Here is an 18,637-nt window from a genome sequence, read left to right on the forward strand (position 1 = left end):
GGGCGAAGGCCTTCAGCGCCAGGTGGAGCATGACGATGGAGTCCTTGCCGCCGGAGAAGAGGATCACCGGCCGTTCGAACTCGCCCGCCACCTCGCGGAAGATGTGCACCGCCTCCGACTCCAGCGCATCCAGATGCGACAGGGCGTACGGGCTCTGCGTCTCCTCGGCGACCTTGGCGACGGTCGTCATGCCAGACCCCTTTCGACGAGCAGCTTGTGAAGCGTGGCGGCCGACTCCTGCACGGTCTGGTCCTGCGACTCGATCCGCAGATCGGGCGTCTCGGGCACCTCGTAGGGGTCGTCGACACCGGTGAGCCCGGAGATCTCGCCCGCGGCCTGCTTGGCGTACAGCCCCTTCACATCCCGTACGGAGCAGACCTCGACCGGAGTGGCCACGTGGACCTCGATGTACGCGGCCCCGCTGGCCTGGTGGCGCTTGCGGACCGCCTCGCGGCTGTCGGCGTACGGCGCGATGACCGGCACGAGCGCCTTGACGCCGTTGCGGGCCAGCAGATCGGCGAGGAAGCCGATGCGCTGCACGTTGGTGTAGCGGTCCGTGCGGCTGAAGCCGAGGTCGGCGGTGAGGAACTCACGGATCTCGTCGCCGTCGAGCACCTCGACGAGTTGGCCGTCCTCACGCAGCAGACGCGCCAGCTCGTACGCGATGGTGGTCTTGCCGGCGCTCGGCAGACCCGTGAGCCAGACGGTGGCTCCGGTCGTCACGTGGTTCTCCCGGGGGGTCAGAGATGTCTCGGTGGGCGTTGTTCGGTTCGTCAGGGGCGGAGTCATCAGTGCAGCCCGCACTCGGTCTTGGCGCTGCCGGCCCAGCGGCCGGCGCGCGCGTCCTCGCCCTCGACGACACGGCGGGTGCAGGGGGCGCAGCCCACGGAGGTGTAACCGTCCATCAGCAGCGGGTTGGTGAGCACTCCGTGCTCGGTGACGTACGCGTCCACGTCGTCCTGCGTCCAGCGCGCGATCGGCGAGATCTTGACCTTGCCGCGCTTCTCGTCCCAGCCGACGACCGGGGTGTTCGCCCGGGTCTCGGACTCGTCGCGGCGCAGACCGGTCGCCCACGCGTCGTACCGGGTCAGGCCCTCCTGCAGCGGCTTGACCTTCCGCAGGAAGCAGCACAGGTCGGGATCGCGGTCGTGCAGCTTCGGCCCGTACTCGGCGTCCTGCTCGGCCACCGTCTGACGCGGGGTGAGCGTGATGACGTTGACGTCCATCACGGCCTCGACCGCGTCACGGGTGCCGATGGTCTCCGGGAAGTGGTAGCCGGTGTCGAGGAACACGACGTCCACTCCGGGCCTCGCACGGGACGCGAGGTGCGCGACCACCGCGTCCTCCATGGAGGAGGTCACACAGAAACGCTTGCCGAAGGTGTCCACGGCCCACTGGAGGATCTCCAGCGCGGACGCGTCCTCCAGATCGCGGCCGGCCTGCTCGGCGAGCGCCTTGAGCTCGGCTCGCTTCGCCGCCTCCGGGTCGGCCGCGTCGTTCGGTGCTGTGTCGGAGTCCGCCTGAGCGGTCGTCATATGTGATCCCCTCCACTGTCGGCTCGCTGAACTCCCCGGGCCAGCAGCCCGAGGAACTTCAACTGGAAGGCTCGGTTGCACGCTCCGCATTCCCACGCACCGTGGCCCTCTTCGTTCGGGCGCAGGTCTTCGTCACCGCAGTAGGGGCAGTAGAAGGGGGCGGCCCGCTCGCTCATGGCCCCTCCTTCCGCTGTCGTTCGCTGACGCTCACGACAGTGCCTCCTCGCTGGCGCGCGCGGCCCACGTCGCGAACCGCTCGCCGTCCTCGCGCTCCTCCTGGAACCGCTTGAGGACGCGCTCGACGTAGTCGGGCAGCTCGTCGGAGGTGACCTTCAGCCCGCGGACCTTGCGGCCGAACCCGGCCTCCAGGCCGAGCGCGCCGCCCAGGTGCACCTGGAAGCCCTCGACCTGCTCGCCCTGGTCGTTCAGGACGAGCTGGCCCTTGAGACCGATGTCCGCGACCTGGATACGGGCGCAGGCGTTGGGACAGCCGTTGATGTTGATGGTGATCGGCTCGTCGAAGTCCGGGATACGGCGCTCCAGCTCGTCGATCAGCGAGGAGCCGCGCGCCTTGGTCTCGACGATGGCCAGCTTGCAGTACTCGATACCGGTGCAGGCCATGGTGCCGCGCCGGAACGGGGACGGCCTGGTCGTGAGGTCCAGGGCCTCCAGCGCCTCGACCAGCGACTCGACCTGTGCCTCCTCGACATCGAGCACGATCATCTTCTGCTCGACGGTCGTCCGGACGCGCCCGGAGCCGTGCGCCTCGGCCAGCTCGGCGATCTTCGTCAGGGTGGTGCCGTCCACACGGCCCACGCGCGGGGCGAAGCCCACGTAGTAGCGGCCGTCGTTCTGCCGGTGCACACCGACGTGGTCGCGCCAGCGCTCGACCGGCTGGGCGGGCGCCGGGCCGTCGACCAGCTTGCGCTTCAGGTACTCGTCCTCCAGTACCTGGCGGAACTTCTCCGTGCCCCAGTCGGCGACGAGGAACTTCAGACGGGCACGGGTGCGCAGCCGCCGGTAGCCGTAGTCGCGGAAGATCGAGATGACGCCCTCGTAGACGTCCGGGACCTCGTCCAGCGGCACCCAGGCGCCGAGCCGTACCCCGATCTTGGGGTTGGTGGACAGACCGCCGCCGACCCACAGGTCGAAGCCGGGGCCGTGCTCGGGGTGGTTCACACCGACGAACGCGACGTCGTTGATCTCGTGCGCCACGTCGAGGAGCGGCGAACCGGAGACGGCGGACTTGAACTTGCGGGGCAGGTTCGAGAAGGCCTTGTCGCCGATGATCCGGCGGTGGATCTCCTCGATGGCCGGGGTGCCGTCGATGATCTCGTCCGCGGCGATACCGGCGACGGGCGAACCGAGGATGACGCGGGGCGTGTCACCGCAGGCCTCGGTGGTGGACAGACCGACGGCCTCGAGGCGGTCCCAGATCTCGGGGACGTCCTCGATACGGATCCAGTGGTACTGGACGTTCTGCCGGTCGGTGATGTCGGCGGTGCCGCGCGCGAACTCCTGAGAGATCTCCCCGATGACACGCAGCTGGCGGGTGGTCAGCCGGCCGCCGTCGATACGGACGCGCAGCATGAAGTACTCGTCGTCCAGCTCCTCGGGCTCCAGGATCGCGGTCTTGCCGCCGTCGATACCGGGCTTGCGCTGGGTGTACAGCCCCCACCAGCGCATACGGCCGCGCAGATCGTTGGGGTCGATCGAGTCGAAACCGCGCTTGGAGTAGATCGTCTCAATGCGTGTCCGCACATTGAGACCGTCATCGTCCTTCTTGAACTGCTCGTTGCCGTTGAGCGGGGTGAAGTGGCCCACGGCCCACTGCCCCTCGCCACGGTGACGGCTCACCTTGCGGCGGGGCGTGGCAGGGCGTTGCGGGGTGGCGGCCATGGTTGTTACGTCCTTCGGGACAGGTGGGAATGCGGCTCTGACCTGCGCGTATGGGCGCCTTGCGGCATATGTGCCATACGTGCGCGTCGTTGCGCAGGTGAGGCGGGAGGGGAGGGTGCGGCGATGCTGGGCTGTTTCAGCTCGCCGGACAGATGGCGCTGGACATGCGGCCGAGGTCGACGTGCCGCCGACTCACCAAGGCAATTCCAGTTCCAGACATGACGGAAGCGTGTCATGCCTCTTTAGACTCAGTCCACCTTCATCCATATCGTGGACATGGATGTCTCGAATGGCGAGACGCTGTGATGTGCGTCATGACGAGGACCGAGCCCCGGGCCAGGGCCCCGGCGCCGGTGCGTCCGGCTCCTCCTCGACCTTGGTGTCGAACAGCCTGAAGCCCCGCCGGTGGTAGTTCGCCATCGCGTGCTCGCCGTCCTTGGTGCAGGTGTGCAGCCACACCCGCTTGGTCGGAGGCAGCCCGGGCCAACGCTCGGCCAGGTCCCAGGCCCGCGCCGTCCCGTACGAGAGCAGATGCCCGCCGATGCGCCGCCCCCGGAACGCCGGGAGGAGCCCGAAGTACGCGATCTCCACGACGCCGTCGTCCCGCGGGTCGAACTCCACGTATCCCGCGGGCGTGCCGCGGTCGTACGCCACCCAGGTCTCGACTCCGGGCCGGTCCAGGTACTCCTGCCAGCGCGCGTACGACCACGACAGCCGGTCGATCCAGAGGATGTCACCGCCGACGGAGGCGTACAGGAAGCGGCTGAACTCGGGGGAGGGGACCTCGGAACGGACGATCCGGACATCGCCCTCGGGGGCCTGCGCGGGCACCAGGTCGGCCGGGGACGTCTGCTCCAGGGACCAGGTGGTGACGGTGACGGTGGACATGGGAGCCAGGGAATCACGAGGCCGGAACGGGCGCCAAGGCCGGGGCGGGCCCCGGCCCGCTCGGCCGCCCCTCGGACGGCATCCGGTCCCTGGAGTCGGCTAGTCCATGGAGTTGGCTAGTCCATGGAGTTGGCGACCGCCGACAGCGGCACCGTGTACAGCACCCGCCCGGGTGCGGTCTGGTTCGCCGTCCGCTGGGTGAGCGTCCACAGCTCGCCGGTCTGTTTCGCGTACGACATGGACTCGGTGTGCCGGCCCCAGCAGGCGTTCGTCCGGTCGGCGGTGCACCGGGCCGCGTCGGCGCCCCCCTCGTTCTGCCGCCACAGCGTGCCGTGCTTGTCCCGGTCGCCGGGGGCCTGGTCGACGTACCAGTCGGCCTCGCTCGCCCCGTTCGGCTTGTGGGAGATCACACCCCGCAGGCCGGACGCCTCGGTCTCGTACGCCTCGTCCGCGTCGACGATGCCGCCGGAGGTCGCGCCCAGCAGGCCCGTCCGGTCGAGGGCGGTACTGAAGTGGTAGCGCCAGAGGCGGGCCGGCCCGGTGTCGCCGGGGGCCGACCACTCGCCCGCGACCAGGCTGTTGGGCGTCGAGGTCCGGTCCAGCGAGATGGAGCCGAAACAGGGGACCGCGCTGTCGTCGGAGGCGGTACAGGCACCGCCCGTCAGGTTGTACGAGCCGACCGCGGGCAGCACGTACTCGTAGCCGTGAGCCGACCAGCCGTCCCGTACCCTGCCGATCGCGCCGCTCTTCACATCGGTCTGGAGGATGTGGTGCATGTCGAAGACGAAGAGGGCGTTGTCGTGGTCCGCGCCGTTCTTCGCGGTGACGATCAGCTTGTCCTGGTACCAGACCATGCCGCCGATGTCGGAGCGCACGGCGCCGAAGTCATGGCCGCCGGGGAGCGGGGCGACGAGAAGGACCCAGCGGTACTTGAGGTCGTCGGGGTCGTTCGCGTCGATGAAGGCGACCCGGGCGAGCCCCTTGTCCGCCTCCGGCTCGCCGGCCCTGTCGTCGTTGTGGGTCCAGCCGGAGAGGACGACACGGTCGTCGCCCCACAGGCCGTCGGCATCGTCGTCGGAGGTGGCGACGGACCGGGGGAGCCATTTCCCGGTCGTGGCGTCGCGGGTGTCCCAGCAGTACGCGCGGGAGGCGGCCGGCTCGACGGGCAGAGCCTCGCGCTCGGTGCCGGAGCAGGCGGCCTCGTTCCGCATCGAGTGGTTGGCGCTCCGCAGGACGCCGTCCACGCTGACGTTCCCGCCCATCTGGTCGGTCAGGGTGTCCAGCGACTTCTCACTGACCAGGTTCTCGTGCAGCTGGAGCCTGCCCAGCTCGCTCGCCGAGGTGAGCGGCTTCAGCGGGCCCGGGTTGTCGCCGCCCACGGCCTGCGAGGCGCTGATCATCGTGGCCGCAGCGGTCAGCGCCAGCGCGGTTCCGGCCAGCCCGGCGCGCAGCGCACGGCCTCTCCTGCGTCGACGGTGTCTGCCGCGGTGCCCCATGCAACCTCCCAGGTTGGGCCAACTGCCTCCCGTGATCAGACCGTTGACGGAGAAGCAGGTGGGGTGGCCTGGAAAGGATGCTACTTCAGGGGGACCCGGCTCCGGTCGAAGTCCTGCATAAATGCAGGGATATCCCTCACTCCGCGGCTGCCGGCCGTCGTCCCGGGGCACGCATCGATCAGCCCCGGGGTGAGGACCCCGGCCCGGACCGCGCCCGGACCACCGCCGGGGCCGTCGAGTGCGGCAGCAGGTCCAGCGGGTCCACCGGCAGCAGGACCTCGACCTCGGTGCCCTCCGTGAAACGGTACGGCCGGTGCTCGAGGAACGCCCCCATATAGCGCCGCAACCGGGACATCTCCGCGCGGACCGTGACCGTACGGGCCGGGTCGCCGAACATGTCGTCGGCGAGGGCCGCGGCGGTGCGCCCGGCGGGGTGGAGCGCCAGGAGGTACAGCAACTCGGCGTGGCGGGGACTGAGTTCCTGGGTCCAGGAGCTCGCGCCGCCCGACGCGGTCACCGTGCTGCGGCGCGCGTGCGCCAGGTCCAGGACGACGCGGGTCGAGTCGTCGGCGGCTCCCGGCTCGGCGCTGGGGCGTATCAGCCAGCCGCCGGGCAGCGGCTCCACCTGGCACGGGCCCAGGTGCGGCAGCCTGTTCCGGCCGGGGGAGAGGGACCTCGGCAGGGCGAGCCGGTTGGTGTACGGCATCCCGGTCACCGCGGCCGTCCAGCCGTCCGCGTCCACCGCCACCGCCCGCCCGCCGATCCGGGCCAGCACCGGGGCCGCGATCGCCCGCAGCCGCTCCAGCGAGGTCAGATGCAGATCGCGCAGCCGGGCCTCGGCGAGCTTGGCGACCGAGCCGACGAGGGCGAGCGTGGCGGGGTGGTGCGCCTCCAGTGGGCCGCTGACGTCCACCGCGCCGATCACCTGCCCGTCGCGGGGATCGGTGATGGGCGCGCCGGTGCACACCCAGCCGTCCAGGGTGCGGACGAGGTGCTCCGCGGAGACGACCTGCACGGGACGGCGGGCCACCAGCGGGGTGCCGATCCCGTTCGTGCCGACCACCTCCTCGCTGAAGTCCCCGCCGATACCGAGGCCCTGCCCGTCCGCCCGGCGCAGCCCGGTCGCGCTGCCCTCCCGCCACAGCACCCGGGCCTCCGCGTCCGTGACCACCACGATGTGCTGCGCGGAGTCCGCGAACTGCAGCAGCCCCTCGTGCAGGACGGGCAGCACATGCCGCAGCCGTGAGGTCTGCCGGCGCTGCTCGACCTCCTCGCGGCTGAGCAGATCGGCCCGGAAGTCGTGGTCAGGGTCGACCCCGCCGCGCAGCGCGCGGTCCCAGGACTCCCTGATCACCGGCCGCGGCGCGACTTTCGGCTGTCCTCCGGCGAGCACGGCGCCGCGCGCCTCGCCGAGCGCTCGTGCCGTCCGCCTCGCGTCCTGGGCGGCGAGCCGCGTGACATCCATCGGCGAATGCGCCACTCGATCCTCCCGGCGGACCTGCCCGCTCCCGCGCCTTCGGCCGCGGACGTCCGCGCGTGCGTTGACTCCAAGTCTCATAGTGTGCCGCCGAACGGCCACGGAGGGACACACTCCGGCCACAGAGAGCTGACGAGTTGCAACCCCCTGCAACCCTGGCGAACAGCCGTGCGGTGCCTGAAACTTGTTCAGCGCCGCCCGCTGGGGCGGCCACGCTCCAGCCGGTGCTGTGGCCGGAAAGGTTTGCGCGAGCCGGTGAACCTTTCCGGTCACAGCACCAGGGGCCGAGAGAGCGGGGGTGGTGCCGTGTCGGCGCAGCACCACTCCCGCGCGGGGCGCCGCCCATCCTGAAATCGCCCGCGGCACAAGGCTGTCAAGGGGATCAGCCGAGCCGTACGGCAGGGATGGGCGGCTGCTGCGACGCAGGGCCGGACGTCGCGTACGGCCCGGACGGGTGGGCCGACGTCGGAGACGGGCGTACTCCGGCCTCAGCCCGTCGTCCCCACCTCGTTGTTCGGCGCCCCGTCCCCCACGGGCGGAAGATCGCCGCGTTCCACCGGGCCCACCACACCGCCCGGACCGCCTGAACCGCCCGGACCGCCCGGTCCGCCGTGGTGCGGTTTCGGCAGGAGGAAGGCCAGTTCGGAGTCGGTCGGGCGGCGGGCGGCCTCGGCGGCGGCGCGCAGGACGTCCCGGCCGACCTCGGCCGTGTCGCCGCTGACCCGGACCACGTGGCCCTTCTCCGGGACGGCGTACTCGTGCAGTCCGCCGGAGGCGCGGTACCAGGCGTCGCCGTCGCGCTCGCAGGTGACCGGCTCGCCCGTGACCTGGCCGACCGGTTGCTTAGGGCAATTCGTGGCCGTCATCGTGCCCCGGTCCACGGAGAGGAGGAACCGGGCGCCGCTCTTCTCGGACCAGTACGTGCTGGAGAAGCCGTCGCCGCCGTACACCCCGACCGACTGCCGGGCGAGCGTGAACCCGGAGGGCTCGGTGACGTAGACGAGTTCCGGGGCGAGTCCCAGTGCCTCCGCGCGGGCCCGCAGCTCGGCCCGGTCCGGGACGGGCCGCACGGGCTGGCTCGCGCCCACCACGACCTTCTCGTTGCCGCAGGCCGTGAGCAGCAGGGGCAGGAGCGCGAGGGGAAGCAGGACGCGCTGGGCACGGAACATGAATCCATACTGCCGCACAGGTGTTCCACAGGTGGTGCTCAGAGTGTTTTGCGTAGGGCTGCGTGGTGGGTGCGCTCCTGCGCCATGAGGCGCCGGTGTCCGATTCCTTCAAGACCGTCCACCGGCCCCCTTCCTACGGTGGCCGCATGACTCCACGATTCGACGCCATCGGCCTGGTCACCTCCGACATGGCCGCTTCTGTCGCCTTCTACCGTCGTCTCGGCTTCGACTTCCCCGAGGGGGCCGGGACCCGGCCGCACGCCGAGGCCGGGCTTCCGGGCGGGCTGCGGCTGATGCTCGACACCGAGGAGACCGTCCGGTCCTTCCACCCCGAGTGGCGGCCGGGGACCGGTGGCCGGTCCTCGATCGCCCTGCTGTGCGAGAGCCCGGCCGAGGTGGACTCGGTCTACGAGGAGCTGGTGTCCGCCGGCCACCAGGGTGAGCTCAAGCCCTGGGACGCCGTGTGGGGCCAGCGGTACGCGGTCGTGCTCGACCCGGACGGCAACGGGGTGGATCTGTTCGCGCCGCTGCCCCGGTGAGGGCCGAGCGGCACCAGGGCCTGTCCGGCCCCGGTGCCCGGGCAGCCGGCCGGCCCTAATGCCCCAGCAGCCGGCCGAGCGGCAGTCCCGCCAGCGCCCGTACGTCGCGTGCGAGATGCGCCTGGTCGGCGTACCCCGCACGGGCCGCCACCTCCGCGAGGGCTACGGCGTCACGGGCCAGGGCGAGCGCGCGCTGGAGCCGCAGCACGCGGGCCAGGGTCTTGGGGCCGTACCCGAACGCCGTCAGTGAGCGGCGGTGCAGCCTGCGCGCTCCGAGGCCGAGCGCGTCGGCGGTCGCGGCGACCGGGCGGCCCGCGTCCAGCGCGGCCACGATCCCGCGCAGCAGCGGGTCCGGGGGATCCGAGTCGGCGGCCCGCTCCAGCGCCACCCGCTCGAGTCCGAGCGCCGGGTCGTCGGCCGCGTTCACCCGTGCCGTGAGGCGGCGTACCCGGGCGGCCGGCCACAGGTCCGCCAGGTCGACGCGCCGGTCGCGCAGCTCGTGCGCGGGCACGCCCAGGTAGGTGGGCGCGGTGCCCGGGTAGAACCGGATACCCGCCCAGTGCGCGGGCGCGCCCCCAGGGACGTACGCCTGGGTGTCCGGCCCCGCGACCAGCAGCCTTCCCTCGTTCCAGAGCAGGTCCATACAGCCGTCGGGCAGTACGCGAGTCGTCCCGGGGCCGGACGGGGTGTTCGTCCACACCACCGCCCCCGCCAGCCGGGACGCCCGCTCCTCGTACACGTGTGCCAGGCTACGCGGCGCCCGTAGGGGCGTGGGCTCACTCGGCCGGAGGGGACCCGTCGCCGTGCTTGTCGGTGCCGTTCGCGCTGTTCGTGTTGCCGGTGCCGTTCGCGTTGTTCGCGTTGTTGGTGCTCTTGGCGTGGGTGCGCAGGCGGGCGGTGACGTCGTCGGGGGGCAGGAAGCGGGACCAGCGTTCGGGGAACTCGGAGGGCATGTCGGGGTCCTCGGGGTCGGCGGCGCGGGCCGCGGCGGCGCGGGCCACGTACTCGGCGGCCTGCTCCTCCCGCAGCCGCTCGTTGGCCTCACGGGCGGCGGCCGTCGCCGCGGCCGGCCAGACCCGGTCGATGGCCGCGTTGACCGCGGCGCCGACCAGTACCGCGAAGGCCGAGACGCCGATCCAGAGCAGCACGGCCACGGGGGCGGCGAGCGAGCCGTAGATCGTCGGGCCCTCGACCGTGTTCGTCAGGTAGATACGGAGCAGGAAGCTGCCGAGCACCCACATGCCGAGCGCGACCAGGGCTCCCGGGACGTCCTCGACCCACGGGGAGCGCACCGGCACGGACACGTGGTACAGCGTCGTCAGGAACACGATCGACAGGATGATCACGACCGGCCAGTACAGGACCTGCACGACCGTCGTCGACCACGGCACGATGCCGACCACGGCGTCCGGACCGGCCACCATCAGCGGCAGCGCGACCGACCCGATCAGCAGCGCCACGATGAACAGCAGGAACGCCATCAGCCGGGTCCTGACGATCCCGCGCACCCCGTCGAGGCCGTACATCACGGTGATGGTGTCGATGAAGACGTTCACCGCCCGGGAGCCCGACCACAGGGCGAAGAGGAAGCCGATGGAGATCACGTCGGGCCGACCGCCCTTCGTGACGTCGTCGAGGATCGGCTGGGCGATCTGCGTCACACCCTTGTCCGACAGGACGGTGCGGGACGCCTCCAGGAGGTTGTTCTGCAGGCTGGCGATGGTGTTCGCGCCGGTCCAGTCGTCGACGTAGCCGAGCAGCCCGATCATGCTGAGCAGCAGCGGCGGCACGGACAGCAGCGTGAAGAACGCCGCCTCCGCCGCCAGCCCCAGGATGCGGTACTCGATGCACGAGTTCACGGTGTCCTTGAGCAGCAGCCAGGCGGTCCTGCGTTTGGAGACGTTCCGGTAGAGGGCTCGCGCCCGGTGGAGACGGCCGGAGGTGTTCTCGGGCGACTCGGAGGAGCTACTGGCTGGCTGCACGCCCTAAAGGTATCCGTCGCGGCAGGCCGGCCTCACCTTCCGGTCCGGCTGCCGGGATACTGGTGAGCGCCGCCGTACGAAGGGTAGGTGCCGGGAATGGCAGCCAGCACCCACGCAGTGACCAACCAGGCCCCGCCCCTCGTCGGGTACGACGTCTTCGCCGCGGACCGGGCCCTCACGGAAGCGGTCGACCGTCATCTCGAGCCCGGTCTCCTCGACGAGGCGCGTGCGGAGCTCTCCGCGCTCGGGCGCACGGCGGCGTCCGCGCAGGTGCTGGAGTGGGGCGCGCTGGCCAACGAGAACCCGCCGAAGCTGCGCACCCACGACCGCTACGGCCACCGGATCGACGAGGTCGAGTTCCATCCGTCCTGGCACCGCCTCCTCGGCAAGGGTGTCTCGGCGGGTCTCACGGCGGCCTGGGCGCGGCCGGGCGGTCATGTACGGCGTGCGGCCTCCTTCATCATCTGGACGCAGGCCGAGGCGGGCAACGGCTGTCCGCTGTCGATGACGCACGCGGCGGTGCCCGCGCTGCGCACCGACCCGGAGCTGGCCGCCGAGTGGGAGCCCCGGCTGACGTCGATGGTCTACGACCGCGATCTGCGCCCCGCCTCCCGGAAGGCCGGCGTCCTCTTCGGCATGGGCATGACGGAGAAGCAGGGCGGCAGCGACGTACGGGCCAACACGACGGTGGCACGGCCGCTCGCCGAGGACGGGACGTACGAGCTGACCGGGCACAAGTGGTTCTGCTCGGCACCGATGTCCGACGGGTTCCTGGTGCTGGCGCAGGCTCCGGGAGGGCTCACCTGCTTCCTGGTGCCGCGTGTGCTGGACGACGGCACGCGCAACGTATTCCACATCCAGCGGCTCAAGGACAAGCTGGGCAACCGGTCCAACGCCTCCGGCGAGGTCGAGTTCGACGGGACCTGGGCGCGCCGGGTCGGCGACGAGGGCCGCGGGGTGCGCACGATCATCGAGATGGTGGCGGCCACCCGGGTCGACTGCGTCCTGGGCGCGGCCTCGCTGATGCGCCAGGCCGTGGCACAGGCGGTGCACCACTGCACGCACCGGGAGGCGTTCGGCGGCCGCCTGGTCGACAAGCCGCTGATGCGCAACGTACTGGCGGACCTGGCGCTGGAGTCCGAGGCGGCGACGACGCTGGCGATGCGGCTCGCCGCGGCGTACGACGACGCGACCGGCGGCTCCGAGGAGGAGCGGGCGTTCCTGCGGCTCGCGGTACCGGCCGCCAAGTACTGGGTGACCAAGCGCTGCACGCCGACGGTGGCCGAGGCCCTGGAGTGCCTGGGCGGCAACGGGTACGTGGAGGAGTCCGGCATGCCCCGCCTGCTGCGTGAGTCTCCGCTCAACTCGATCTGGGAGGGCGCCGGGAACGTCCAGGCGCTCGACGTGCTGCGCGCCCTCCAGCGCGAGCCGGCGGCGCTGAACGCCGTACTGACGGAGGTGGGCCGGGCCCGCGGGGCCGACCACCGCCTCGACGCCGCGATCAAGAACCTGCTGACCGAGCTCGCCGACCTGGATGCCATCGAGGCCCGCGCCCGCCGCGTCGTCGAGCGCCTCGCCCTCGTGCTCCAGGGTTCCCTGCTGGTCCGGTACGCGCCCCCGGAGGTCTCCGACGCGTTCTGCGCCTCGCGACTCGGGGGCGACTGGGGGGCGTCGTTCGGCACGCTGCCGCACAGTCTGGGTCTGGGGACGGTGGTGGAGCGGGCGCGGCCGGTGGGGTGAAGGCGGCGGTCGGCGCGCGGGCGGGCCGGGTCCGGGCGACGCAAGCCGTCCGGGACCCGGCCGGGCGGCGGACCGGCTGTTGACGGCGGGCCTCTTACGGCGGGTACGGCGGGCCTCTGAGGGCGGGCCTCGCCGTCACTCGTGGATGATCGTGCCGTCCTCGTGCATCGTCGGGTGGAGCTTCATCGGGCCGTAGTCGTCGACGTCCGAGGGGCGCGGGCTCTCCGGGCCGTCGGGGCCCATACGGAGCATGCGTTCGACACGGCAGATCCGGAAGACGGAGTCGTCGACGCGGAACTCGTCGGCGCGGTCGAGCGCCCGGAACTCCTCGGCGGCCTTGGCGTACCTGGCCTTCTTGTCCTCGTCGAACTGGTACAGCAGGGCCCAGGTCTCGGACATCCCGATGTAGAGCATGCGCCGTGCCTCGTGCGGCGTCGCCATGAGGGCGCCGCGCGGCTGCCAGCTGTGCCCCTTGTGCTCGACCACGCCGAAGCTGGTGGGCAGCAGCACGAGATCGGGGTGGGTGGCGACCGCCCGCTCGGAGTCCCCGCGCACCTCGGTGGGGAAACGGGAGCCCGTGTACGTGAAGTCCCGCAGCCCCAGTCGCATCGCACCCGCGGCCGGGCCGTCCACGCGCCGGGGATCGAGGACCAGGCCGATGTCCGGGGACGGGGTGTCGCGCGCCTGCTTGTCCCATGACCGCTTCGCCGGCTCGGGGTCGGTGGGCCGGGGCGGCTCCAGCCCGTCGTCCCCGACCCGTCCGAACTCGTCGCCGCGCACCACCCGGTAGCGCAGCCCGCACGCCTCCACCTCGTCCACCCGTTCGCGCTCCAGCACGTCGACGGCAGCCAGCATTCCGCGCCGTACGGCCGGGTCGTCGACGTCGTCCTTCGCGCTGAACCACAGGTGTGAGTTCAGCCCGTCCCTGGCCACCTGCGGCATGCCGTCCGTCACCGGCTTCAGCAGCCGCCACTCCGGCCCCTTCGCCGGTTCCTGCACCGCGATCCCGAAGACGGGTCCGCGCAACGCGAGATGGGGATAGCGGCGGGAGGCCTCCAACGCGTCGGCCTCCCGCACCCAGGCGGCCGGGTCGTCGCGTTCGATCAACTCCTCGTGGAGCGCCTGGATCTGTTGCTGCCAGTCGTCGGTCATGCACGCATTGTGGCGGAGCGCGGGTGTGTGATGGGGACGAACCGACTCAACTGCCGACGTTGTTGGCCCGGTTCGGGGCGGTACGAAATTTTCGGTCCTTGGGAGCGAGCGGGACCGGGAAATAGGCTCGTCCCATGTCCGCCCGCATCCTGGTCTACACCCGCACCACCGCCTACCGGCACGACTCCATCCCGGCCGGCGTGGCCGCCGTACGCGCCCTCGGTTTCGACGTCGACGCCACCGAGGACCCGAAGGCGCTGGAGGGGCCCCTGGACCCGTACGCGGCCGTCGTCTTCCTCTCCACCAGCGGTGAGGTGCTGACGGATGAGGGGCGCGCACGGCTCAGGGCGTACGTCGACGAGGGCGGCGGTTTCGCGGGCGTGCACGCGGCGGCCTGCACCGAGTACGACTGGCCGTACTACGGCGAGTTGCTCGGCGCCCGGTTCGCCCGCCACCCGGACCACCAGCCGGGCAGGGCCGTGATCGAGGACCGCGACCATCCGGCGACCCGGCACCTTCCCGCCGTGTGGGAGTTCACGGACGAGTGGTACGACTTCCGGACCAACCCGCGCGGCGCGGTGCACGTGCTGGCCCGCGCCGACGAATCGTCGTACGAGGGCGGCGGGATGGGCGCCGACCACCCGCTGATCTGGTGCCGCGAGCAGGGCGCCGGCCGGGTCTTCTACACCGCGCTGGGCCACGCCTCGGAGGCGTACGAGGACCCGGACTTCCGCGCCCATCTGCTGGGCGGTATCGGCTGGGCGACCGGGGCGGCCGACACGCGGGGCCGGACGGAGTTCCGCTCACTGGTGCGGGATCGCGCCCGAGCCATCGTGGAGGGATCCCTCCAGCCGTACGAGGCGGGCCTGGAGATCTTCGGGCGTGCGGGCGGGGAGTGGCCCGCCGACGACCGGGACAGGGCGCGTACGGAACTTCTGCTGATCTGGGGAGCACTGACGGACTGGCCCGAACTGCGACCCGCTGACATGGCTGAGGCGCAGGCGGAGATGACTGCGGCGGCCCGGGAATGGCTGGCGGCCGAGGGGGACGGGGACGCGGAGGCGCGGTACTTCGAGCGGTGGGTACGGCGCTCGGAGGCGCTGTCCCGCGGTTGAGTCCCGTGGCCGGAGTGGTGGGCACCGCGGGAGTTCGACGCCGGGCCCGACGACGGAGAGTTGGTCGTCGTCAATCGAGCCGAGCTCGTCCCAGGTCTGGCGCGTTCTACCGGTGCTGCTCCATGAGTTCCGCGTACTGCTCCGGGAAATCCGCATGACCGATGTAGGGGAGGGCCAGATCGAGCAGATCGTCACAGGGCCAAAGGTCACCGTCGAACTGGCAGTCATCGCGGTTCTCCCAGGGCAACTCCGGGTCGCCCAAGGCAGGACTGAGCGTATGACGGGCCAGGACACGGCGCCTGGCCCCGACTTCACGCAGCACACGAGCGGGGTCGTGCAGGGCGATGTGTTGAGCGATCGCGGGATCGAACCCGGAGGACTCCGCCTGACCGAAGTCGACGGCGTCCCCGCACGCGGACCACTCTCTGCCGCACCGCCGGGCAAGACCGGCCTCCTCGTCGAACCGCGCGCGGAGGAACGTCACCAGGTCGTCGTCCATGGAGGCATCCTCGACGATGTCCTCATGCGCCGACACGTGTTTTCGGGCTGCCCGACGGGGCGGCCCAGGGATAACCGGTTCCTTCCGGCGCTTCGTCGGTGTGAGACTGCCTGGCGTGCCACGACCGGAACTCTCTGAACTCGATCACTTGCGTGAGATCGACCCACTTCCCCGGCGACGGCTGCATGCCCGAGGAGGAGGACCGGCCAACGCTGCGTTTGGCGGGCGTGCTCCTGCTCCGGCCTGCCGCTATGCCCGAGGGCATGGAGGAGACGTACGAGGAGGCGTGCTCACGACTCGTCCTGGAGCCCCGTGACGAGGGCTGGGCCCTGTGGAACACGTGGAGCGAGAGCAGGATGCCGGTCACCATGGTGGTGTCGTCGGTCGACACGACGGTCGGGCTCCTGGCGAACTGGGCGCGCGGCAGGAGCGTGTACCCGGTGACTCCGGTGCCGTCCCAGGTCGCCAGGGTTCAACAGGGCTGGGGCGGGCCCCATGACCTTCTCACCTCCCGCTGCCCGGAGACTGGGAGGCGGCGACGGTGGGGTCGGATGACCTGGAGCGTCCTGCGAGGGGCCGGGTCACCGTTTGGGTGCGCAGCTTGTGCGGGTTTCTGTGTATTTGCACAGAATTGGCCTCGCGATGTGTTCCCTCACAAAGGTGGACGACCATGCCGACCTACGTCTCGCTGTTCAACTGGACCGATCAAGGGATCCGGAACTACAAGGACACCGCGAAGCGCGCCGAGGCCTTCGTCTCGGCGGCCCAGAAGCTCGAGGTGAAGCTGCTGAGCATCTACTGGACCGTGGGCCCGTACGACCTCGTGGCCATCGTCGAGGCACCCGACGACGAGACCGCCACCGCGGCGCTGCTGCAGCTCGGCGGGGTGGGCAACGTCCGTACCACCACCCTGCGGGCCTTCGGGCGGGAGGAGATGGAGCGCATCATCGGCAAGGCCGCCGGCTGAGGGCGACCGGCCGACCAGCCGGGGCACGATCACTCAGCGGTCCACCCGTGCCGCCCTTGCCGCTGCGAGCGTTCGCCTATAGTCGGTGCTGGTCATCAGGCTTGGGGGAGGCACCTGGATGCACGACGCAGCGGACTTCGTGGCGGAGATCTACGGTCTCGGTGCCGGACCGTGGGCGGCTGTGCCCGTCGCCCGTGGCGCGTTGGGGCAGATCTGGAAGTTGTCCGGCGACGGGCCCTCCTGGGCGGTCAAGGAACTCCTCTTCGGCTGCGAAGAGGAGCAAGTCCGCCGGGAGGCCGCGTTACGGCAGGCCACGGAGGAACTGGGGATCGCCTCGCCGCGGCTCATGCCCAATCGTGACGGTGCCTACGTCTCACAACTCGCCAGTTCTTCAGGCGGGTCCTACGTGAAGCTGTACGACTGGATCGACGGCACCGAGGCGGACGCGTCCGATCCGGACGTCCTGGACTGGTTCGGGCGGACCATGGCGCTCCTCCACCAGGCGGGAGCGGGCGCCCGCGAGCAGCCCGGTTCCTGGTACGAGCGGTGTCCGCAGGAGGCCGACTGGGAGAAGCTGCACCAGCGGGTTCACGACGCCGGGCTACCGTGGGCGGCCGAACTGGGCCGGTTCATCGACACCTCCGCGGCGGAGCTGGCGCACTGGGTGTCCCCGGCCGACCCCGGCGATCTGGTGACGTCACATCTCGACCTGCGGCCCCAGAACGTCCTGGTCGGCCCGGAGGGGCCGGTCCTCCTCGACTGGGACAACGCCGGGACCACGTCGGCGGAGCGGGAGTTCGCACGTGCCGTGTACGTGTGGTCGGGCGGCGACCAGGGGAACCTCGAGTCCGCCCTGCGACTGGCGCGGGCCTACCGGAGTGCCGGAGGCCGCGCCGTCATCGCGGGACCGCAGTCGTTCTCGATGCTCTTCGCCACGGACCTGAACTACCTTCACGTACAGGCCGAGTGCGCCGTCGATCCGACCGTGACCCCCGCGCAGCGCGCGTTCGCGAGCGACCAGGTCGTCGCTTCCCTGCGCAGCGTGCCGGACCTGGCGGCCGTCTCCCGGTTGGCCAGAGCGCTTGAGGCGGTGTGATCGACCGGTGCGGCACACTCCACCGGATCCGGCCGCACCGGCCCGTGGGGCATCGGCACCACGCGTCAGTCCAGGATCGTCTCGTCGAAAACGATCTCCGACCACTCCAAGGTGTTCAGGTCCTGCTGCCAGGCACGTCGTTCAAGGCCGTCGGTCGCGATGGTGCGAAAGTCCTTCCCGTCGATCCTGAACTCCGTCGTCTTCACCTCACCGTCCTTGGACCAGACGATCTCCGGGACCCACAGGCAGTCGCAGGTGCGGGTCTCCACGGTGAGGTTGACGGCGAGTTGCCTTCCGTCGACGATCTCCTGCGGCAGTGTTTCCCCGCCGTCAAATGTGACGGTGGCGAAGTCGGCGCCGCCGTCCAGGTCCGCGTACGCGTCGAGGGTTGCGGGGGGTTCGCCGCACTGCCCGTTCTGCAGTCCCACCAACGTCGCTTCCTCGGCGGTGGGAGCCGGTGTGCGTTCGAGGATCTTGATACGGATCTCCTTGATCTGCAGCGGCCTGCTGTCAACCGGCTGGATGTCAATGAGGAGATGTGTGGTGCCGGGGTCTCCCGCAGTCTCATCGTTGATGATCTCCGGATCCGGGCTGCCGCCCTCCACCACAGGGACCTCGTTGAAATCGCTGGGCGGTCTGTTCACCACCCAGGCCTCCCACGGGCACAGATACGCGTCGCGCAGAGACTGGATGCCCTGCGCCTCCGCCTCGGACTGGTCAGCCTGGTCGATGTCCGCCGCTGAGGACGACGTATGGGGTTCCGGGGAAGGCGTGGCAGGCACGGACGATGACACGGTGGCGGATGGCTGGGCGCCCGGCTTGGTGGAGACGGCAACTCTTGGTGAGCGAGAACCCGACACATGGATTGGCGGCTTGTCCTCTTTGAGTTGATCGCCGATCCAGGAGAAGCCGCCGGCTACCCCGAGCCCGATCACCGTGACGACGACCGGCGCGATGATCGCCGTAGCGGTGAAGTTTCCGTCCCCCAACGGCAGGTATCGCCGCCAACTGCTGCGGGTGCTCGCGCTGGGCTCGGCCTGCCCCTCGGATGCGCCCTGGCCGGGAGCGGGCTGGGGCGCATCC

Annotated in this window: 19 protein-coding genes and 1 pseudogene; 5 read left to right on the forward strand and 15 right to left on the reverse strand. The window is 71.0% G+C overall.

The features are described 5' to 3' along the window. The 10 genes from FNH04_RS21315 to FNH04_RS21355 form a co-directional block, all read right to left on the reverse strand. The coding region (locus FNH04_RS21315; protein WP_152786621.1) for a phosphoadenosine phosphosulfate reductase domain-containing protein at positions 1-190 on the reverse strand (190 nt) is incomplete at its 3' end. Next, entirely contained in the window at positions 187-723 is a 537-nt protein-coding gene (cysC, locus tag FNH04_RS21320; protein WP_322723454.1) for an adenylyl-sulfate kinase, read from the reverse strand. The genes cysC and FNH04_RS21315, both read right to left, overlap by 4 nt. Before the next feature lie 65 nt (positions 724-788). Beyond that, the gene (locus FNH04_RS21325; RefSeq protein ID WP_152786625.1) at positions 789-1,535 is read right to left on the reverse strand and encodes a phosphoadenylyl-sulfate reductase; all 747 of its coding nucleotides are present in this window, start codon (positions 1,533-1,535) and stop codon (positions 789-791) included. After that, entirely contained in the window at positions 1,532-1,711 is a 180-nt protein-coding gene (locus FNH04_RS47800; RefSeq protein ID WP_152786627.1) for a hypothetical protein, read from the reverse strand. Before FNH04_RS47800 ends, FNH04_RS21325 begins: the two co-directional genes overlap by 4 nt. Before the next feature lie 31 nt (positions 1,712-1,742). Beyond that, positions 1,743-3,434, reverse strand: coding sequence for a nitrite/sulfite reductase (locus FNH04_RS21335; RefSeq protein WP_152786629.1), 1,692 nt, complete (start codon positions 3,432-3,434; stop codon positions 1,743-1,745). Between the two features lie 136 nt (positions 3,435-3,570). Beyond that, complete coding sequence (locus tag FNH04_RS49065; RefSeq protein ID WP_309486338.1) at positions 3,571-3,654, reverse strand: putative leader peptide; 84 nt, start codon at positions 3,652-3,654, stop codon at positions 3,571-3,573. 92 nt (positions 3,655-3,746) lie between these two features. After that, entirely contained in the window at positions 3,747-4,322 is a 576-nt protein-coding gene (locus FNH04_RS21340) for a GNAT family N-acetyltransferase (RefSeq protein ID WP_152786631.1), read from the reverse strand. A gap of 116 nt (positions 4,323-4,438) precedes the next feature. Continuing rightward, positions 4,439-5,818 carry a hypothetical protein gene (locus tag FNH04_RS21345; RefSeq protein WP_152786633.1) on the reverse strand — a complete coding sequence of 460 codons (1,380 nt, stop codon included), beginning with the start codon at positions 5,816-5,818 and terminating at the stop codon, positions 4,439-4,441. Between the two features lie 178 nt (positions 5,819-5,996). Next, entirely contained in the window at positions 5,997-7,283 is a 1,287-nt protein-coding gene (locus FNH04_RS21350) for a helix-turn-helix domain-containing protein (RefSeq protein ID WP_152786635.1), read from the reverse strand. 500 nt (positions 7,284-7,783) lie between these two features. Next, on the reverse strand, positions 7,784-8,464 hold the full coding sequence (locus FNH04_RS21355; protein ID WP_152786637.1) for a hypothetical protein: 681 nt from the start codon (positions 8,462-8,464) through the stop codon (positions 7,784-7,786). A 146-nt stretch (positions 8,465-8,610) separates the two neighbouring features. Here FNH04_RS21355 and FNH04_RS21360 point away from each other — a divergent pair, with 146 nt between their 5' ends. After that, entirely contained in the window at positions 8,611-9,003 is a 393-nt protein-coding gene (locus tag FNH04_RS21360) for a VOC family protein (RefSeq protein WP_152786639.1), read from the forward strand. A gap of 55 nt (positions 9,004-9,058) precedes the next feature. Here FNH04_RS21360 and FNH04_RS21365 read toward each other — a convergent pair whose 3' ends face one another. Together FNH04_RS21365 and FNH04_RS21370 are read right to left on the reverse strand one after the other, a co-directional pair. Continuing rightward, positions 9,059-9,742, reverse strand: a complete 684-nt coding sequence (locus FNH04_RS21365; RefSeq protein ID WP_322723456.1) for a helix-turn-helix domain-containing protein — start codon at positions 9,740-9,742, stop codon at positions 9,059-9,061. A 37-nt stretch (positions 9,743-9,779) separates the two neighbouring features. Beyond that, positions 9,780-10,985, reverse strand: coding sequence for a YihY/virulence factor BrkB family protein (locus tag FNH04_RS21370; protein WP_322723458.1), 1,206 nt, complete (start codon positions 10,983-10,985; stop codon positions 9,780-9,782). Positions 10,986-11,081: 96 nt separating this feature from the next. Here FNH04_RS21370 and FNH04_RS21375 point away from each other — a divergent pair, with 96 nt between their 5' ends. After that, positions 11,082-12,725: an acyl-CoA dehydrogenase family protein gene (locus FNH04_RS21375; protein WP_152786641.1), complete on the forward strand. Its 1,644-nt coding sequence runs from the start codon at positions 11,082-11,084 to the stop codon at positions 12,723-12,725. Positions 12,726-12,860: 135 nt separating this feature from the next. Here the strand turns inward: FNH04_RS21375 and FNH04_RS21380 are convergent, their stop codons facing one another. After that, on the reverse strand, positions 12,861-13,877 hold the full coding sequence (locus FNH04_RS21380; protein WP_152786643.1) for a DUF5954 family protein: 1,017 nt from the start codon (positions 13,875-13,877) through the stop codon (positions 12,861-12,863). 134 nt (positions 13,878-14,011) lie between these two features. Here FNH04_RS21380 and FNH04_RS21385 point away from each other — a divergent pair. Then, positions 14,012-14,653: pseudogene (locus FNH04_RS21385) on the forward strand (ThuA domain-containing protein); the annotation flags it as partial. A gap of 445 nt (positions 14,654-15,098) precedes the next feature. Here the strand turns inward: FNH04_RS21385 and FNH04_RS21390 are convergent. Then, entirely contained in the window at positions 15,099-15,491 is a 393-nt protein-coding gene (locus tag FNH04_RS21390; protein ID WP_152786645.1) for a DUF6221 family protein, read from the reverse strand. A gap of 670 nt (positions 15,492-16,161) precedes the next feature. Here FNH04_RS21390 and FNH04_RS21395 point away from each other — a divergent pair. After that, on the forward strand, positions 16,162-16,458 hold the full coding sequence (locus FNH04_RS21395) for a GYD domain-containing protein (RefSeq protein WP_152786647.1): 297 nt from the start codon (positions 16,162-16,164) through the stop codon (positions 16,456-16,458). 118 nt (positions 16,459-16,576) lie between these two features. Then, complete coding sequence (locus FNH04_RS21400) at positions 16,577-17,554, forward strand: phosphotransferase enzyme family protein (RefSeq protein ID WP_152786649.1); 978 nt, start codon at positions 16,577-16,579, stop codon at positions 17,552-17,554. A gap of 65 nt (positions 17,555-17,619) precedes the next feature. On the opposite strand, the gene FNH04_RS21405 is transcribed toward FNH04_RS21400, so the two are convergent. Beyond that, positions 17,620-18,637 (reverse strand): hypothetical protein (locus FNH04_RS21405; protein WP_228031540.1); only part of this gene is annotated, 1,018 nt, incomplete at its 5' end.

Source organism: Streptomyces phyllanthi, from assembly GCF_009377205.1.
GTDB lineage: Bacteria > Actinomycetota > Actinomycetes > Streptomycetales > Streptomycetaceae > Streptomyces > Streptomyces phyllanthi.

What these genes read in the sequence shown, in the direction of transcription:
- FNH04_RS21325 (WP_152786625.1), bottom strand. Translation starts at nt 1,535, where the DNA reads ATGACGACCGCTCAGGCGGACTCCGACACAGCACCGAACGACGCGGCC.
- FNH04_RS47800 (WP_152786627.1), bottom strand. Translation starts at nt 1,711, where the DNA reads ATGAGCGAGCGGGCCGCCCCCTTCTACTGCCCCTACTGCGGTGACGAA.
- FNH04_RS21335 (WP_152786629.1), bottom strand. Translation starts at nt 3,434, where the DNA reads ATGGCCGCCACCCCGCAACGCCCTGCCACGCCCCGCCGCAAGGTGAGC.
- FNH04_RS49065 (WP_309486338.1), bottom strand. Translation starts at nt 3,654, where the DNA reads ATGTCTGGAACTGGAATTGCCTTGGTGAGTCGGCGGCACGTCGACCTC.
- FNH04_RS21340 (WP_152786631.1), bottom strand. Translation starts at nt 4,322, where the DNA reads ATGTCCACCGTCACCGTCACCACCTGGTCCCTGGAGCAGACGTCCCCG.
- FNH04_RS21345 (WP_152786633.1), bottom strand. Translation starts at nt 5,818, where the DNA reads ATGGGGCACCGCGGCAGACACCGTCGACGCAGGAGAGGCCGTGCGCTG.
- FNH04_RS21350 (WP_152786635.1), bottom strand. Translation starts at nt 7,283, where the DNA reads ATGGATGTCACGCGGCTCGCCGCCCAGGACGCGAGGCGGACGGCACGA.
- FNH04_RS21355 (WP_152786637.1), bottom strand. Translation starts at nt 8,464, where the DNA reads ATGTTCCGTGCCCAGCGCGTCCTGCTTCCCCTCGCGCTCCTGCCCCTG.
- FNH04_RS21360 (WP_152786639.1), top strand. Translation starts at nt 8,611, where the DNA reads ATGACTCCACGATTCGACGCCATCGGCCTGGTCACCTCCGACATGGCC.
- FNH04_RS21375 (WP_152786641.1), top strand. Translation starts at nt 11,082, where the DNA reads ATGGCAGCCAGCACCCACGCAGTGACCAACCAGGCCCCGCCCCTCGTC.
- FNH04_RS21380 (WP_152786643.1), bottom strand. Translation starts at nt 13,877, where the DNA reads ATGACCGACGACTGGCAGCAACAGATCCAGGCGCTCCACGAGGAGTTG.
- FNH04_RS21390 (WP_152786645.1), bottom strand. Translation starts at nt 15,491, where the DNA reads ATGGACGACGACCTGGTGACGTTCCTCCGCGCGCGGTTCGACGAGGAG.
- FNH04_RS21395 (WP_152786647.1), top strand. Translation starts at nt 16,162, where the DNA reads ATGCCGACCTACGTCTCGCTGTTCAACTGGACCGATCAAGGGATCCGG.
- FNH04_RS21400 (WP_152786649.1), top strand. Translation starts at nt 16,577, where the DNA reads ATGCACGACGCAGCGGACTTCGTGGCGGAGATCTACGGTCTCGGTGCC.